At 44.4% G+C, this 17,693-nt stretch carries 16 protein-coding genes; 12 read left to right on the plus strand and 4 right to left on the minus strand.

From position 1 onward, the window contains the following. The 10 genes from panB to AWV70_RS13800 all read left to right on the plus strand — a co-directional run. Nucleotides 1-588 (plus strand): 3-methyl-2-oxobutanoate hydroxymethyltransferase (panB, locus tag AWV70_RS13755; RefSeq protein WP_235588670.1); only part of this gene is annotated, 588 nt, incomplete at its 5' end. Then, entirely contained in the window at nucleotides 578-1,435 is an 858-nt protein-coding gene (gene panC, locus AWV70_RS13760; protein ID WP_235588671.1) for a pantoate--beta-alanine ligase, read from the plus strand. The genes panB and panC, both read left to right, overlap by 11 nt. A gap of 16 nt (nucleotides 1,436-1,451) precedes the next feature. Continuing rightward, complete coding sequence (gene panD, locus AWV70_RS13765) at nucleotides 1,452-1,832, plus strand: aspartate 1-decarboxylase (protein ID WP_060208219.1); 381 nt, start codon at nucleotides 1,452-1,454, stop codon at nucleotides 1,830-1,832. A gap of 137 nt (nucleotides 1,833-1,969) precedes the next feature. Then, on the plus strand, nucleotides 1,970-4,747 hold the full coding sequence (dinG, locus tag AWV70_RS13770) for an ATP-dependent DNA helicase DinG (RefSeq protein WP_060208222.1): 2,778 nt from the start codon (nucleotides 1,970-1,972) through the stop codon (nucleotides 4,745-4,747). A gap of 68 nt (nucleotides 4,748-4,815) precedes the next feature. Next, complete coding sequence (locus tag AWV70_RS13775; protein WP_060208225.1) at nucleotides 4,816-5,295, plus strand: DUF5590 domain-containing protein; 480 nt, start codon at nucleotides 4,816-4,818, stop codon at nucleotides 5,293-5,295. Nucleotides 5,296-5,346: 51 nt separating this feature from the next. Continuing rightward, entirely contained in the window at nucleotides 5,347-6,540 is a 1,194-nt protein-coding gene (locus AWV70_RS13780; protein WP_276525646.1) for a pyridoxal phosphate-dependent aminotransferase, read from the plus strand. Between the two features lie 24 nt (nucleotides 6,541-6,564). Next, the gene (gene asnS, locus AWV70_RS13785) at nucleotides 6,565-7,860 is read left to right on the plus strand and encodes an asparagine--tRNA ligase (RefSeq protein ID WP_060208231.1); all 1,296 of its coding nucleotides are present in this window, start codon (nucleotides 6,565-6,567) and stop codon (nucleotides 7,858-7,860) included. Nucleotides 7,861-7,893: 33 nt separating this feature from the next. Beyond that, nucleotides 7,894-8,601: a DnaD domain-containing protein gene (locus tag AWV70_RS13790; RefSeq protein ID WP_060208234.1), complete on the plus strand. Its 708-nt coding sequence runs from the start codon at nucleotides 7,894-7,896 to the stop codon at nucleotides 8,599-8,601. 10 nt (nucleotides 8,602-8,611) lie between these two features. Continuing rightward, complete coding sequence (nth, locus tag AWV70_RS13795; protein ID WP_060208235.1) at nucleotides 8,612-9,262, plus strand: endonuclease III; 651 nt, start codon at nucleotides 8,612-8,614, stop codon at nucleotides 9,260-9,262. Further along, the gene (locus AWV70_RS13800; RefSeq protein WP_060208238.1) at nucleotides 9,255-9,590 is read left to right on the plus strand and encodes a YpoC family protein; all 336 of its coding nucleotides are present in this window, start codon (nucleotides 9,255-9,257) and stop codon (nucleotides 9,588-9,590) included. The genes nth and AWV70_RS13800 overlap by 8 nt, the downstream gene beginning before the upstream one ends. A gap of 43 nt (nucleotides 9,591-9,633) precedes the next feature. Here the strand turns inward: AWV70_RS13800 and AWV70_RS13805 are convergent, their stop codons facing one another. Further along, a complete protein-coding gene (locus AWV70_RS13805) occupies nucleotides 9,634-12,321 on the minus strand; it encodes a penicillin-binding protein 1A (RefSeq protein WP_060208242.1) in 2,688 nt (895 codons plus the stop codon). Next, complete coding sequence (gene recU, locus AWV70_RS13810) at nucleotides 12,318-12,956, minus strand: Holliday junction resolvase RecU (protein WP_060208245.1); 639 nt, start codon at nucleotides 12,954-12,956, stop codon at nucleotides 12,318-12,320. The genes AWV70_RS13805 and recU overlap by 4 nt, the downstream gene beginning before the upstream one ends. 172 nt (nucleotides 12,957-13,128) lie before the next feature. On the opposite strand from recU, the gene AWV70_RS13815 reads away from it, so the two are divergent. After that, nucleotides 13,129-13,500 (plus strand): YppE family protein, encoded by a 372-nt coding sequence (locus AWV70_RS13815; protein ID WP_060208247.1) that lies wholly within the window; start codon nucleotides 13,129-13,131, stop codon nucleotides 13,498-13,500. Then, complete coding sequence (locus AWV70_RS13820; RefSeq protein ID WP_060208250.1) at nucleotides 13,497-15,761, plus strand: DEAD/DEAH box helicase; 2,265 nt, start codon at nucleotides 13,497-13,499, stop codon at nucleotides 15,759-15,761. The genes AWV70_RS13815 and AWV70_RS13820 overlap by 4 nt, the downstream gene beginning before the upstream one ends. Before the next feature lie 94 nt (nucleotides 15,762-15,855). On the opposite strand, the gene AWV70_RS13825 is transcribed toward AWV70_RS13820, so the two are convergent. After that, the gene (locus AWV70_RS13825; protein WP_060208428.1) at nucleotides 15,856-16,248 is read right to left on the minus strand and encodes an NUDIX hydrolase; all 393 of its coding nucleotides are present in this window, start codon (nucleotides 16,246-16,248) and stop codon (nucleotides 15,856-15,858) included. 134 nt (nucleotides 16,249-16,382) lie between these two features. After that, nucleotides 16,383-17,258, minus strand: a complete 876-nt coding sequence (locus AWV70_RS13830) for a DUF2268 domain-containing putative Zn-dependent protease (protein ID WP_060208253.1) — start codon at nucleotides 17,256-17,258, stop codon at nucleotides 16,383-16,385. Nucleotides 17,259-17,693 lie beyond the last annotated feature (435 nt).

Consider the following 17,693-nt stretch of genomic DNA (forward strand, 5'->3'; position numbering starts at 1 on the left):
TCTTATCATGGTTCTGAAGATAGGACGCTTGAATCCGCGGTTCGTATCTTTCAGGATACGGGTGCAAACGCTTTGAAATTGGAAGGTGGAGGAAGGGTGATTGATACGATCCGCCTATTGACGGAAACAGGGATACCGGTTGTAGCGCATCTTGGACTCCTTCCTCAGTCGGCTGCAGTTGCAGGGGGCTACAAAGTGCAAGGAAAGACTGCTGCAGCTGCGGAACAACTTATTCAGGATGCAATCGCTTGTGAAGCGGCGGGTGCCTGCATGATTGTATTGGAATGCATTCCTTATCAACTAGCGGAACAGGTCTCTAAAGCTGTCTCCATCCCTACGATCGGTATAGGGGCGGGTGCGGATACGGACGGTCAAGTGCTTGTTTTCCATGATACAGTCAAATACGGAAACCACCATATCCCTAAATTCGTTGAAGCCTACGCCAATATTGGGGAGGATATCCGGAATGGTTTGCAAAAGTATGCGTCAGCAGTCAAGTCAGGTGAATTTCCAACTGCAGCACACCGCTTTGCAATGAAGGAAGATGAATTGGTCGCACTATACGGAGGAATGAACGATGTACGTTGAAAGTACTGACATCCAAGTGATCGAAACAATTGAGGAACTCCAAAAGAAATTGAACCGAAATGAAAGAAAGCATGCTACCGTCGGCTTCGTTCCTACTATGGGTTATTTGCATGAAGGACATCTATCACTCGTCAAGCATGCAAAGGAGCAAAATGATATCGTCGTAATGAGCATTTTTGTCAATCCGGCACAGTTCGGACCGGGTGAGGATTTTGAATCTTATCCGCGTGATTTGGCAAGGGATATTCAACTTGCAAGTGAGGCTGGCGTCGATATTGTGTTCACGCCGACAGTCGAAGAGATGTATCCGACTGACGGAGGCATTCGCATACTGCCGGGCAGGCAGGCAGAGGAGCTTTGCGGAGCGGCAAGGCCCGGGCATTTCGATGGAGTGCTCAAGGTTGTATTGAAGCTATTCAATATTGTCGATCCAGACCGTTCGTATTTCGGCATGAAGGATGCTCAGCAACTCGCCATTATTGAATCGTTTGTCAGGGACTTCAATTTGCGGACAGCAATCGTGCGGGTTCCGATTGTACGGGAAGTGGATGGCTTGGCAAAAAGCTCTCGCAATGTGAATTTGACGACTTCGGAGCGTTCAGAAGCGACTGCAATCTACCGGGCATTGCAAATCGGTGCAGAGTTGTTTGCAGAGGGAGCCGATCCGAACACGATTGAGCAGCAAGTGTCAGCGTACATTGTTTCCAATAGTTCGGGGAAGATCGATTATGTGAAAATGCTTGCATACCCTGAATTGGTTCCTGTAAAGGATTACGCTCAGGAAGTGATTTTGGCTTGTGCGGTGAAGTTCTCAACAACTAGATTGATAGATAATATTATTATGTAAACAAAGGATGGTACTCATGTTCCGAATGATGATGAACAGTAAATTGCATCGCGCTACGGTGACAGAAGCGGATTTAAATTATGTAGGAAGCATTACAATCGATAGCGACTTGCTGGATGCCGCAGGTATGCTGCCTAATGAAAAGGTCCATATTGTCAACAATAATAATGGAGCGCGATTTGAAACGTATATTATTGCAGGCGAGCGTGGAAGCGGGGTCATTTGCGTCAATGGCGCCGCGGCAAGATTGGTCCAAAAAGGTGACATTGTCATCGTCATTTCATATGTCTATGTATCGGAAGAAGAGGCCCGTACCCATCAACCGACAGTGCTCCTTATGGATGAACAGAATGGTGTCAAAGAAGTGATCAAAGAAGTTCATGGCATAATTGCCTAATTGGATAATGCGCTGATGAAGGAGTGGAATATTCCTTCATCAGCATTTTTTAATTGGAAGGACACCTAAATGCGCAATCGAACGGCGGAATATGATACAATCTGCTGTAGTATTCATTACAGGAAGTTGATGATTGAATGGATAACAGTACATATGCAGTCGTTGACTTGGAAACGACTGGACATTCTCCTTTAAGAGGGGATCGGATTATACAAATCGCTATCGTTTTCATTGAAAACGGAACGATAACGCACCAGTATGCCCGATTTGTCAATCCAGAACGTGAAATACCGATGTTCATCCAACAATTGACCGCAATTACGGATGATGAAGTGCTGTCCGCTCCAACATTTGAAGAGATTGCGCAAGATGTCTCTGATATGCTGCAGGGGACGGTATTTGTCGCGCATAATACCGATTTCGACCTATCGTTTTTACAAAGCGAATTCAAGCGATGCAACGTGGCTGGATGGACCGGAAAGAAAATAGATACTGTGGAGTTATCCAAAATTCTTTTCCCCTCCTCCGCTAGCTATCGTTTGCAGGATTTGGCAGAGGATTTGGATATAGAACTGCCAGCTGCACATAGGGCGGATGATGACGCGGAAGCGACTGCGAATTTGCTGCTGACTGCATTATCCAAGCTTCGGACCTTGCCGGAGGAGACTTTGAACTTATTGCATAGGCGTTCATTCTCGCTGCGTTCGGACATATCGGCCCTCATCTATGAGGCATTAAAGCTTGTCCGTATAACCGCAAGCGGCGGGAGACTGCCTCTATTCAGGGGGATTCCATATCGTAACGTGGAGACGCCTGCTGGAGTTGTTGCGGCACGCTGTACGTATCCGCAGAAAGAAGAGGAAAAAATCGATCTGTTGAAGAAAGGCTATCCTGCCTTCGAATACCGGAAATCCCAATTGTCCTTTATGGATAGCGTATGGGATACGCTTTCTTCACAAGCGGAGATAGTAGCCGAAGTCCCAACCGGGGTCGGCAAGACAGTTGGCTATTTGTTGCCTGCAGCCGTCCATTCCTTTCAGAAGGGGAAACCCGTTGTAATCAGCACGTATACAAACCATCTTGTCGATAAGATTTTGGAAGATGAGGTGGCGCGCATCCGGAAAATTCTTGGCATCGAATGTACGGCGACAGTCCTAAAGGGCAAGGAGCAGTATATTTCACTCGGAAAGTTCGAAGAGTTATTGAGGATTACGGATGAATCGTATGATGAAACATTTACAATCATGCAGATCCTCGTCTGGCTGACAGACACGAAAACAGGGGATGTCAATGAATTGAATGTGTCCGGTGGAGGACAATTGTTCATTGATCGGATCCGTAAACGGAACAACCGATTGAAGGAAGATGAAAGGGTGGCTGATTATCATCAAAGGATGATGGAAGCCTGTAACCGTTCCAATCTCATCATTACCAACCATTCAATGCTGTTATCGGATGCCAATCGGGAACAAAAGATATTCCGTAATTTTTCAGGCCTGATCATCGATGAAGCTCATCAATTCATCCATACGGCAGCCAATTCCAATGAGACAGTGCTCTCTTATATGAACTGGAAGTATGTCATGGGGCAGCTTGGCTCGGACGCTGATGGCCAACTTCTCCATCAGATGAAGAAACTTCATAGAAAATATGGAAATTATGGAAATCAGGCGTTTGGAAAGCTTTCTGCCTCCTTTGAACAATTCACCAATGTATTTGATGGAGCTGCTGCATTGTTGTCGAATCATCGGCCACAAGCAAAAGGGGGACAGCAAGGGAACAGAGTGATTTTTGGCCTCGAGGAATTGGTTGGGAATGAATCTCTCTTTTCGCAAATGGCCGAAAAAATGAATGGCTATATAGCGAATGTGCAACTAATTAGTTCCCGTTTGGAAATGCACCGAGAAAGAATGTCACAGAAAGAACAGGCATTTTTATCGGAATGGGAGTATTGGTTAAGGGAATTAAAAATCAAGGCCGGGGAATGGGTTGAAATATTTCTGGATGAAGAAACGGAAAATTTCACCGTTTGGATTGAAAAGGATAAAAGGAGCTTGCCTGGTAGTCTCACTGTCGTCAAAAGCCCCGTCGAAGGGTCGGCGATAACGAAAGAATTCATCCAAGACCTTAAAGAGGAAAGGATTGGCATTGTCTGGACATCTGCGACAATGACAATCAACCAAGATGAACGTTTTGTTTCCAGGCAGTTAGGTATTGTGGATCGTGTGCCCGTTGTGACGTTTAATGCCCCAGCACATTTTTATGATAATGCAGGGATATTCATCGTGGAGGATATGCCTTCCATCCAACATGTTTCCCAAAGTGACTATATTGAAGCCGTCGCAGATGCTGTCGTCCAAACGGTGATTGCGACAGGCGGCAGGCTGTTCGTCCTGTTTACTTCCCAAGATATGCTGCGCAAAACATATGAATTGATTTTGGAAAGTGAATTATTGAATGATTACGCCCTCATTGCCCAAGGGGTCAGTTCAGGAAGCCGGATGAAACTATTGAAATCATTCCGCCAGTTCGGTAAATCGATCCTGTTCGGCACGAATAGCTTCTGGGAAGGCGTTGATGTTCCGGGTGAGGCATTGTCTGCAGTCATTATCGTCAGGCTGCCGTTTTCATCGCCGGATGAAGTCGTATTCAAGGCGAGGGCTGCCAGACTTGCTGCCAGCGGATCCAATCCATTTACCGATTTATCATTGCCGGAAGCGATTTTGAGGTTCCGGCAAGGGTTCGGACGATTAATCCGTTCGTCGGGAGATAAGGGCTTTTTCATCATTTTAGATCGACGTATCGATACAAAATCATATGGGAAACGGTTCTTGAATGCACTACCATCCGTTCCCGTTCATAAAGTGTCGTTAGAACATATGGTGCAGAGACTCGAAGATTGTTATAATAAATAGGAATCCAATAGAAAGCGGGATGCAAAAAGCTTTCCAATTTGCAGGATTGTGTATAGGAAGTGAGACGAATGATGAATTGGATCAAATTCATCGGAGCTTTCCTTTTAGCGTTATCACTTATCATCATTGTCATCGTTTTTTACAATGCCAATAGCCCTTTTTCACACGCACAACAAAAAGCGGAAACAGCTGCATTGAAGTCCGATGCTTTGAAATCCGTTGAACGCACAGAAATTTACAATGGCTCCGTTTCTATGGTGACCGTTTTTGGCAAAGATGACGAGGGCAATGAGAAAGCGGTTTTCATTGAAGGGAAAACAGGAGAAATCCTTGATGAAGTGGCAATGAAAGATGGCATTGACGCTCAAGCCGCTATAAAAGCGGTCAGGGCGGAGTTGTCAGCAGAAAAGATCCTTCATGTAGTTCTGGGCTTGGAAGATGGCCAGCCCGTATGGGAAGTTGCATTTAAAGGTGAGAATGGCAAATTGAATTATGTATATGTCTTTTTTGAGAACGGCGAATGGTGGAAACGGATTTTAAATCTTTGAGTTAGATGCGTTTTCATCCGATAGATGAAGGGGCAAAAGGGAGCGATTCAATTGACAAAGAAGTTGGCAGCGAGAGTAAGTACATTATCACCATCCACAACCCTTGCCATTACGGCAAAAGCAAAAGAGATGAAGGCGTCGGGAATCGACGTAATTGGATTAGGGGCAGGAGAGCCTGATTATAATACTCCGGAAAACATTTTGGAAGCGGCATATCAATCCATGAAAGAAGGCAAGACGAAATATACGCCTTCCGGGGGGCTTCCCGCTTTGAAGGATGCCGTCATCGCCAAGTTGCAGACGGATCAGCAGCTGGACTACACCAGGCAGGAAATTATGATTGGCATCGGTGCGAAGCATGTTCTATACACGCTATTCCAAGTAATCTTGGACCCGGGCGATGAAGTGATCATTCCTACACCCTATTGGGTAAGCTATCCTGAGCAGGTGAAGCTTGCTGAAGGTGTTCCTGTTTTCGTCGAAGCAACATCGGACTCACAGTTCAAGGTGACGGCGGAACAAATTCGCGGTGCAATCACGGCTAGGACGAAAGCAATCATTCTCAACTCCCCGGGAAATCCGACGGGAATGATTTACACTCAAGATGAACTCCGCCAAATTGCAGAAGTTTGTCAAGACATGGATATTTGGATCATTTCGGATGAAATCTATGAAAAGTTGATTTATGGAAACGAGAAGCATATTTCAATTGCACAGCTATCTGATGACGCAAAAAAACGGACATTCATTATTAACGGTGTATCCAAGTCCCATTCAATGACAGGATGGAGGATTGGTTATGTCGCGGGAGATGCGGAAGTTGTCAGTGCGATGACGAACTTGGCAAGCCATTCAACATCCAATCCGACAACGACTTCCCAATATGCCGCGATTGAAGCGTATGATGGGCCGCAAGAGGCAGTGGAAACGATGCGGAAGGATTTCGAGTCAAGGCTTGAACGGATTTATCCGCAACTTGCGGCGATTCCGGGTTTTACAGTCGTCAAACCACAAGGTGCTTTCTACTTGCTGCCTGAAGTTACGGAAGCAATGGAAAAAACCGGCTTTGCAAATGTAGATGATTTCGCATCAGCGCTTTTAACGGAAGCGAAAGTTGCCGTCATACCGGGATCTGGTTTCGGTTCGCCTGAAACGATCCGCCTTTCATATGCGACATCGATCGATCTGCTTGAGGAAGCGGTTAAACGCATCCGATCATATGTAGAAGCAAACTGGAAAGAATAATAGTTCATACTCACGGAGGTACTTATGAAAACAATCATGATTCACGAAATGCCTGATCACGTTGGTGAAACTGTTCGGATCGGCGCATGGCTAGCAAATAAAAGATCAAGCGGTAAAATCGCTTTCCTTCAACTTCGCGACGGTTCTGGATTTGTGCAAGGTGTCGTCGTCAAGGAAGTTGTAGGAGAGGATATTTTCGCAAAAGCGAAATCACTTCATCAGGAATCATCTCTTTATGTAACAGCAGAAGTGACGGAAGATGAACGGTCTTCATTCGGTGTCGAACTGCAAGTGAAAGATATCGAAATCATTCACGAAGCTGTCGATTATCCGATCACACCGAAGGAACACGGAACTGAATTTTTGATGGATAACCGTCATTTATGGCTGCGTTCCCGTAAACAGCATGCCATCATGAAAATCCGTAATGAAATTATTCGCTCCACATATGAATTTTTCCATCTGAACGGTTTTGTGAAAGTGGATCCGCCTATTTTAACAGGCTCTTCAGCTGAAGGGACGACGGAACTTTTCCATACGAAATACTTCGATGAAGACGCTTATTTGTCCCAATCCGGACAGCTCTATCTAGAAGCGGCAGCGATGGCTCTCGGGAAAGTATTTTCATTCGGGCCGACATTCCGTGCAGAGAAATCGAAAACACGCCGTCATTTGATTGAATTCTGGATGATTGAACCTGAAATGGCATTCGTACAACACGAAGAAAGCTTGGAAATCCAAGAACAATATGTTTCGCATATTGTCCAGTCCGTATTGCAAAACTGCCCATTGGAACTTGAGCGGCTTGGCAGGGATGTTTCGAAGCTTGAAAAAATCCAAGCTCCATTCCCAAGGATCTCTTATGATGACGCAATTACGTTCCTTCATGAAAAAGGTTTTGACGATATTGAATGGGGCGATGACTTCGGTGCACCGCATGAAACTGCGATTGCCGAAAGCTTTGATATGCCTGTTTTCATTACAAATTATCCGAAAGATATTAAGTCATTCTACATGCAGCCGCATCCGGATCGCGACGATGTCGTCCTTTGCGCTGATTTAATCGCTCCGGAAGGCTACGGAGAAATCATTGGCGGTTCAGAACGTATTTATGACTACGAATTAATGAAGCAACGCATTGAAGAGCATAATTTGGATGAGTCCGCATACAAGTGGTATTTGGAATTAAGTAAATACGGCGCTGTACCTCATTCCGGCTTCGGCCTTGGTTTGGAACGGACGGTAGCCTGGATTTCAGGCGTAGAACACGTGCGGGAAACAATTCCGTTCCCACGTCTGTTGAACCGTCTCTACCCTTAATGGAAGTAAGAAATAAATAGTGAGGTGTTCGGCATGAAAGATGAAGAACGGCTCCGTATTTGGATTGAGCAGGGGAATGTAACCATTCCCCAGCTCTTTTTTCAGCACTATAAAGCGTTGGATATAAAAGATGTCGATGCGGTTCTTCTTTTGCATATGTGTGCATTTCAGGCGGATGGTTCGCAATTTCCTACGCCATCCGATCTTGCAGCGCGTATGCATCTTACTGAGAATCAAGTATCTGAAATCCTCCAACGTTTCATGCAGCGAGGTTTCTTGGAAATCAGGCAGGGCCAGGATGAAAACGGCGTGCTGTACGAACAGTTTTCAATGCAGCCCTTATGGAGCAGGCTAGTGAACATTGTGCTTGCTGAAAAGACTGTAGTAGAAGAGCAGAAGGACAAAGATGAAGAAGGCGAGATCTTCACGTTGTTCGAGCAGGAGTTCGGCCGTCTTTTATCCCCGATGGAATGTGAGACGATTACAATGTGGCTGGATGATGACGGCCATGCCGTCCAGATTATAAAGGCTGCGCTGAAAGAGGCAGTTCTAGCCCAAAAACTAAGTCTGCGCTATATCGACCGTATTCTGTTCGAATGGAAGAAAAAAAGAGTAAGAACGCTGAATGACGTGGAAAAACAAACGAGGTCGTTCAGGACATCAATGATGCGTCCAGTGCAAAATCAGGAAACTGTCGTAAAAAAGGTTCCTTTTTATAATTGGCTGGAGGAACGGGAATAGGTGATTGTCTATGTTGACGAAGAAACAATGGGAAGTCTGTCTCGAAGAATTCGAAAGGATGTTTCCCGATGCTCATTGCGAGCTGGTGCACGAAAATGCTTTTGAGCTGCTCGTCGCCACATTGCTCTCCGCTCAATGTACGGATGTACTTGTGAACCGTGTAACTGCGGATTTGTTCAAAAAATATAAGAAACCTGAAGATTATTTGGAAGTTGATATTGAGGAGCTGCAAAACGATATCCGCTCCATCGGCCTTTATCGCAATAAAGCGAAAAACATTCAAGCATTAAGCGCCTTGCTTCTTGAAGAGTTCAATGGCGAGGTGCCGGCCGATAGGGATATGCTCACAACGTTCCCTGGTGTCGGCAGGAAGACGGCGAATGTCGTCGTTTCCAATGCGTTCGGCATCCCTGCGATGGCAGTCGACACACATGTTGAGCGCGTCGCTAAACGACTTGGCATGAATCGGTGGAAAGACAGCCCACTCATGGTGGAAGAAAAGATCATGCGATGGACGCCTATGGAAAAATGGACGGATACACACCATCAGATCATCTTCTTTGGACGATATCACTGTAAAGCCCAAAATCCGGCTTGTAGTGAATGTCCACTCCTTCCGTTGTGCAGGGAAGGGAAGAAACGGATGAAGGGCATTGCATAATTCCGATATGGATAGGAAGGAACTTTTTTATTCCTTCTGGAACTGTTGGTTGGACATGAAAGAAGAAATCGGGAATGCATATAAGCGAAGAGATCCCGAAGCTGCCAAAATGATGGACAAGGCGATTGAAAATTATTTGGCAATGCTTGGATCATTTTTGCCCATAGATACCGGAAGTTCTGCGTCGCCAATTGAACCGTTGAACGGGAAAGAGCGGCTGCAATTCATACACAGCAAGAGAGCAGGGCATTTTGCATATGTTCAATTGGATGCATTGTATACAGAGGCAATGAAAAAAACGGTAAGCCGATTCGCGATGAAAAAATAAAACGGCCGGAAGGGGTTGTATAACTCCTTCCGGCCGTTTTCATTTATCTGTTGCTGCCGTCGTCGGTTCCGTCGCCGGAGCCGTCATCTCCGCCTGTTCCGGGGTTGGTTGTTTCATCACCAGGATTGCCGGAACCGTCGCCACCCGAATTGTCGGCGTCTCCATCGTTTCCATTATTACTGCCGTTGTTTCCGTTGTTATTACTGTTATTTCCATTATTTCCGTTATCTCCGTTATCTCCATTATTGCCGTTGTTCCAGTTTCCATTGTTATTTCCACTATCGCCGTTATTGTTTTCTCCGTTATTGTCATTTTCATCGTTTTCATCCATCCAAGGATCATCTTCCGTCTGCCCCTCAATCAGCAGGGAAGTGGAGGCTGGACTGCTTTCGATTTCTCCAGATATAGCTGTCACGGAGAAGACGTACGTGCGACCCAATTCAACACCGGAGAACGTCACAGCATGCTCGGATGTCGTCGTCATGTTCTGCGGTTCGCCGCCATCCACTGCAACAGAGACACTGAATTGCACTGGTTCCGGCAGCATTAATGCATCAGGGTCATCATAAGACCAATTCAGTGCGACTGAGTTCGACTCTGCATCATATTCCGCAGTCAAGCCACTTGGCGCATCCAGTTCAGTAATCACTTCTTCATCCATTTCGGTCGGCACAGTTCCTCGAACGAACAATTCTGTGCTCTTGAGCGCATCAGGCGTCGAATTGCTCGCCAAAATTGTTGGATTGGATCCCTTCACAATGACTGCTTCTTCAACTGAGCTTGGCTTTTTGAAGTGCGGCGTATTCTTGCCAGCGACAAGGTCGGTCATGACTGTCCTAAATAGGATCTGCGGCACATAGCGGCCTTTATCATATGTTGTGATCGGGGTTTTAAAGTCTTTATAACCACCCCAAACAGAAATTGTATATTCCGTCGTATAGCCGGTGAACCAACTATCCGGTACATCGGTATTTTTCATACCTTTTTCTTTCATTGTTTTCGCATCATAGTTTGTCGTACCTGTCTTACCAGCCATATCCAATCCTTGGACGTTAGCTGTCTTACCGGTTCCGTAAGAGATGACATCCCGTAAAATATCAGTCACCATATAAGCTGTTGAATCTTTCATGACTGTCTTGGGGTCTGGTGCCAAATTACGCTCAGTACCATCGCGGAAAGTGATTTTTTTGACGGCGTGAGGTTTTGTGTAAATGCCTCCGTTGCCGAAAGGTGCATAAGCGCCTGCCATTTGGATTGTGGAAAATTCAGCATCTCCGCCACCGATAGCAAGTGTGGAAGTCATATCACCATATTCAAGCCCAAGCTTGCCTGCAAATTCACGGGCTCGTTTCGTTCCAACTTCTTCAAACACTTTGATGGCCGGAATATTTCTTGAGCGGTACAAGGCTTCTCTTATTGAAATGGGACCCAAGTATTTTCCATCGACGTTTCGTATTGATATATCTGTACCTTTGTATTTATACGGTTCGTCGACCACGGTATGTGCGGTCGACCAGCTTTCATTTTCAATGATAGGACCGTAGGACAGGATCGGCTTGATGACAGAGCCGGGCTGTCTGAGGTTGTCACCGGAAGCGAAGTTCCAATTCCGCCCAGTGAAATTCCTTCCGCCTCCGATGGCGACGATTTCCCCAGTTTTCGTATCAAGAACGGTCATACCTGCTTGCATATCCTCAGATTCATAAATGGCTGCATTATTAATTGCCTTTTCAACAGATTTCTGTGCTTCGGGATCTAATGCCGTATGAATCGTGATTCCTTCCGATATAAGGTCAGCCATGCCTGCGGCTTCCAATTCATCGAGTACGATGTCAGCATAAGCAAGATATTGAGAATTTGTGTTGTCATCTCGTTGGTCTTCCGGAAGCAATGTCGCGGTAACTGGAACTGCTTTTGCTTCTTCCATTTGTTCTTTTGTAATTTTTTCATGCTTATACATAAGGCTTAGTACGATATTCCGGCGTTTCTCTGCACGCTCAGGATTCTTGAACGGGTTATATCCATTCGGAGACTGAGGCAGTCCTGCCAACATTGCCATTTCGTGCAATTCAAGCTCATTCAAATCTTTCCCATAAAAATAGTTAGCAGCCGTTCCAAAGCCGTGAATCCTTCCCGACATAAGTACTTTATTGAAGTACATTTCAAAAATCTGTTCTTTATCATATTCATTCTCTAATTTAAAGGCGAGCCATGCTTCTTGGGCTTTACGTTTCAATGTCTTTTCCTCAGATAAGAAGGAGTTTTTTATGACTTGTTGCGTCAATGTTGAAGCCCCTTGAGAGCCGAAGCCGCTGCGGAAGTTAGCTAGAACCGCCCCGCCAAGCCTCCAAAAATCCATGCCGTGATGTTTGTAGAAACGTACATCTTCAGTTGCAAGAATTGCACTTTCCATTTCTTTTGGAATTTGGTCATAAGGGACAAATTCCCTTTTTTCGGCACCTAATTTCATGAATACATTGCCGTTACGGTCCGCAACATCTGCTGTAATGGGATCCTTCAATAGGCTCTCATCAAGGTCCGGTGCACTGCTAGCATAGAAAGCAAACAGCCCCGCTCCACCGATTAAAATCGCAAATCCGAGGGCGACGATGCCAAGTATTATTTTCTTTATAATGCCGGCACCATTCTTCTTCTGTTTATTCTTCCCGCGACGTTTTTCCGCTTCCATCTGCTGACGTCTGGCTGCGCGGGATTTAGTCTGATCACTCATATGTTTTCCTGCCTTTCAATCGTTTCTGATCCTGATTTTCCCAAAAGTGAATCCAAAGCTTTTAAATAGTCGAGCCGTGGATTGAAACCGGGATTAATTTCTATGGATATCTCTTCCATTTCAGAAAGTGTGATAGATTTTCTTCCTCCTGCTATCATTCTTTCCCATTTTTTTTCGAAGTACTCGTAAGGTACGATGAAATAGCGATCAAGAACGGCAAATTTTACTAACAGAAACGCGATGCCTGCTTGCTCGGTCACTTTTTTCATATGTTCGACCTGATGCTCGTGAATATTTTGCAATGGAAAGGAAGTTGTATTCTTCGTCTCCTTTGCTTCAAAGTCAATATATCTCCCATTCCAAACACCATTATAGTCCGTTGTGGAAGGAGAGCGGAAATAAGCTTCGGTTATGACGGCTGCGCTTCTAGCAGGATATTTAACGTGTACGATTTGGATCGGAACCGGCTTTTTATGGATGACCGCTTCATTATTGGCCAAATAATACTCATTCGTTTCATTCAATTCATCCTCTAATGTTTTCCCCCGGTTGCTGTACGACAGATTTTTTTGATTCGCTCGGGCCAAGCGTTGCGCCGGGACATATTTTTTTCCGTTCGGATATCGAATTGTCATTCCTACCACCTCGCGTAACTATCATACCATAATGATTAGACGGATTATCGCTTTAAAAGTTGCGCGACATTACTGTTCAGCCCATCGTAAAGAATACACGTTCGTTTACGTTTGGTGTCTAGGTGCAGTTTTTGATAGACTAGAGAAAAGACTTCGGAAAGGAAGAAATCAATTGTTAACCTTATTAGAGAAAACGGAACGGCTCCTTTCTGTATGTGAAGAGTGCTTGAATCGACTTCCCACTATGCGAGAAGAGGATCGGGAGCCCGATTTTTTTACAGAAGTGAAACCTTATGCAGATGTTAATCATAGATTGCTTGACGAATGGACCGAAGAAATTAGGATGTTGATTCGCAATGAAAGGCCGAAATACATCCATCTTCACCAGATCGAATCATTGAACGAATCGATGAAACAATTCATTGTACAATCTTTTTACCCGAAAACAGGAAAGAAACGCTTTATCCTTTCCATCAATTCTGCGACATACACATTGAGAACGGTTTTGGATGAATTGCGATCTAAAGGCGGGGAGCAAGGATGAAGAAGACAAGCGTCCGAGAAACGGTTGATCTCTTCTTATCCGATCCTGAACTGTCATCCAATATTCGCCATTATGAAAAGATTGAAGGAAAATCTGCCGAATACGCATCATTTCCGGAACAGCTTCATCCCTCCATCGTGAAGGCGCTGGCAGACAAAGGGATTGAACGCTTATACAGTCATCAACGCGAAGCATTCGATCTTGCGACGTCAGGCAATTCAATAACGGCAGTGACGCCGACTGCTTCAGGGAAATCGTTATGCTATCATCTGCCCGTCCTCCAAAGTATTTTGGAGGATGATTCTTCCCGCGCACTCTATCTGTTTCCGACAAAAGCGCTAGCGCAAGACCAGCTGGCCGATTTGCATGAGTTGATCGAAGCGAGCGGGGAGACGATCCTCAGCTATACATATGATGGGGATACGGCACCTGGATTGCGAACTAAGGTTCGTAAATCTGGGCATATCGTTTTGACGAACCCCGATATGCTCCACTCGGGCATCTTGCCTCACCATACAAAATGGGTATCCCTCTTCGAAAATTTGAAGTACATCATTATAGATGAACTGCATACGTATAAAGGGGTGTTCGGGAGCCACGTCGCACATGTATTGAGAAGATTGAAGCGCATTTGCAATTATTATGGATGCAATCCGACGTTCATCTGCACTTCGGCTACGATTGCCAATCCGAAAGAGCTTGCCGAGACGCTGACGAACTCACCGATGCAACTCATCTCTAAGAACGGCGCTCCTTCAGGCGTTAAGCATTTCATATTTTACAATCCGCCGATCGTCCATAAAACATTTGGCATCCGGCGAAGCGCAATCCTCGAAGTGAGGGATATCGCGTCGTTTTTGTATAGGGAAGGGGTCCAAACAATCATCTTCGCGAAAAGCAGGGTACGCGTTGAAATGCTTGTTACGTATATGAAGGAATTGACGAAGAAGAAGCTATTCGATGAGACGATTATGGGCTACCGAGGGGGCTACTTGCCTTCGGAGCGGAGGAAGATCGAAAAAAGGCTTCGCGACGGGGAGATTAAGACAGTCGTTAGCACAAACGCACTTGAGCTCGGCATCGATATCGGCCAATTGCAAGCTTGCATCATGACTGGCTATCCAGGAAATATCGCGAGTGCCTATCAACAGGCAGGAAGAGCGGGAAGAAGGCAAGATGACGCTTTAATCATCTACGTTGCCCAATCGATGGCGCTCGACCAATACATTATTCAGCATCCTGAATACTTGTTAGGCCAAACGCCAGAAGAAGCAAGAATCCATCCTGATAATATGCTTATCCTCATGGATCATCTGAAATGCGCATCATTTGAATTGCCGTTCACGATGACAGAAACTTACGGCGAATTCGAAGTCCAAGAGTTGCTCGCCTTTTTGGAAGCGGAAGGGGTGCTCGTCAAAACATCTGATAAATGGCATTGGATGACAGACCGATTCCCTGCAAGCGAAATCAGTCTACGTTCGGCCTCCCAAGAAAATGTCGTCATCATCGACAAAACGATCCCTAAAGGAACTGTCGTGATCGGTGAGATGGATCGCTACAGCGCAATGACTTTATTGCACGAAGAGGCGATCTATATGCATCAAGGGAAGCAATATCAAGTCGAAATGCTAGATTGGGAGGAAAAGAAGGCATACGTGACAGAAGTCGATGTCGATTATTATACGGATGCCAACTTGGCTGTGGAATTGAAAGTGATCAGTGAGGATGAAAGCGAGCAAATGGGGGAAGCGGAAATTGCGTACGGAGATATTGCAGTTTTAGCGATTCCTACTATATTTAAAAAGATACGCTTCGACACACACGACAATATCGGCTCCGGCCCAATCTCGCTCCCAGCAGAGGAATTGCATACATCATCGACCTGGTATTCATTCGATACACCTGACGAATGGAAGGAATCCGATCTGACGGACGCGCTGACGGGTGCCGCGTATGCAATTCAATCATTCATTCCCTTATTCGTTCGCTGTGACCGGTCGGACATCCATGTTGTCCCGCAAGTGAAGGCAATCCATACAGGGAAGCCGACAATTTTCATTTACGACAGCTATCCGGGAGGCATCGGATTAAGCGAGAAGCTTTACGGTAGGTGGAAAGAGCTGCTAAACCGAACTGCTCAACATGTCGCAGGCTGCGTCTGTGAATATGGCTGCCCGGTGTGTATAGGCGCCCAGGAAGAAGGCGTGAAGACAGGTAAGAAGCATGTAAGCGAGTTGCTGCATGAACTGGCGAAATGAAAAAGCGTTCAATTAACATATAATAAAAGGTTGCATTTATTTACGATCAAAATGGGCGCTAATTCATATATCGAACTAGCGCCTATTTATAGCTTTACTGTTCAAGCTGTTCCAGTAATAAATGTAAATCCTCAGGATAGGCGTGCTTTATCGTTTTTAATTCAGGCAAAGACTTCCAATCGGCTTCGGCAATAATTTCATCGGGATCATTTATCCCGCTACTTTCCCCAATCTTGTCTACCCTAAAATAATAAGTTGTTACTTGAATACCTTTAATGGTTGTTTCTTTAATCTGTAATTGTTCGATGACTTTCACGTCGTATCCCGTTTCTTCTTTACATTCCCTGACACAGCATTCCTCTGGACTTTCGCCGTCTTCAACACCACCCGAAGGTACTGCCCATTCCTCTGACTCAAAACTTTTGACCATCAATACTTCCTTTTGGTCATTGATACAAATACCTGCTGAACCTGACCATCTATTCATTCCCATAATCCCACCTTATAAAATTTCCATTAAATTAAATGGCATCTTGATGTCTAGACCATATCCGGCAACTGTACTCGTACGCGGAAGGGGACTAAATCGTTTTTGGGGGTTGTTATATACGATAAGAAAATCTATTGATAGTTAGCTATGTAGTTTCCATCTTCAAAGATTTCCTTCGGACTTTTGGAAGTCCATTCTTCTACTGTCATATTGGGATGCAAATTCAAGTAAGATCTAATCATTTTGTATCCTTCGCTATAGCCATAGTTTAGAGGGAAACCATTAGAGCCATCTATCACCATTTCTTGAAACTCCCGGGTAGCACTCCTCTCAAGATAGGGTTCAATCTTGCTCCAATATTCTTTGTTAAAACTTTCATCTACCACACGATAAGAGCTGTTTAAATTGGGATACACCAAGGTTTCAAACATCACGGCCTGCCCTTCCAACAATACATAATCTAATCCTGTTTCATAATTATTTTTCGGAAGATGCTTTCCTATCCAAACACTATGATGATATTCATGGGCTATTCCTGACTTATAATACTTATCAAGCCCGCTGTAAAAGACCATAATTTCACCTGATCCGCTTGTAAACATTTCATAAGTAGCTCTTTCGCTTTTAGGAAATACACATATTGCTGTTTTTTTATCTGATGGAAGTATGTCTGAGGATTTAACAAGTGATTCTTCAAATATCTCATTTAAGTGATTTGTATTCATTGATTCAATTTGATTTTTAATACTTTCAAATTCACTTTTTCTTGGAATCCATTCAAAGATATCTGTAGAATTCGCATTTACAAGTTCCGCATCTTTAAAACATGCTTCATATACAGGTTCTACAATTTCCTGTTGATATAAGTTATATAATGATTCATCTGGATGATCGTTTACAGCTTCAAAAAAACGTTCATATAACAAGTAAGCATGAATTATTGTAAATTCTTGGCCCGTATTGGGATTTTTAAAAGAGTAGGTAATGTTTTGTTGTTCATTTTCCAAATGTATATCTTCATGAGGTTGCTCAATTTGCTTACAGGCTGATAAAGTAAAAACGAGAAGCATACAAATTGATATGAAAACTTTAGTTATAGTATTTATCAGTTTCCACTCCCTTTACTAAACTTATTTCCATTGCATTCCTGTCATCAAATAAAATAATCATAGTAATAAAAAACAGTCAAAAAGAAACTTAGGACCATAAACAAGACCAACCCTAGAATGATTGGATTAAAACGAAATCGAAATAGTTTTACCCCTCCTGCATCCTGCCCCGTTACGCCTTTTACGCTTACGTTATACACGTTTTGGTTTTGAGCATTGAAATATAAAAACAGCCATGGTATTGCAAAAATTAGTACGCTTCCCAAGAAAAGAAACTCCATGAAATCCCATTAGATAACTATAGATATTGCCCACAACAAACCCGTTTCTATT

Origin of the sequence: Sporosarcina koreensis (genome assembly GCF_001531445.1) — a bacterium.
In the GTDB taxonomy this organism is placed as follows: Bacteria; Bacillota; Bacilli; order Bacillales_A; family Planococcaceae; genus Sporosarcina; species Sporosarcina koreensis_C.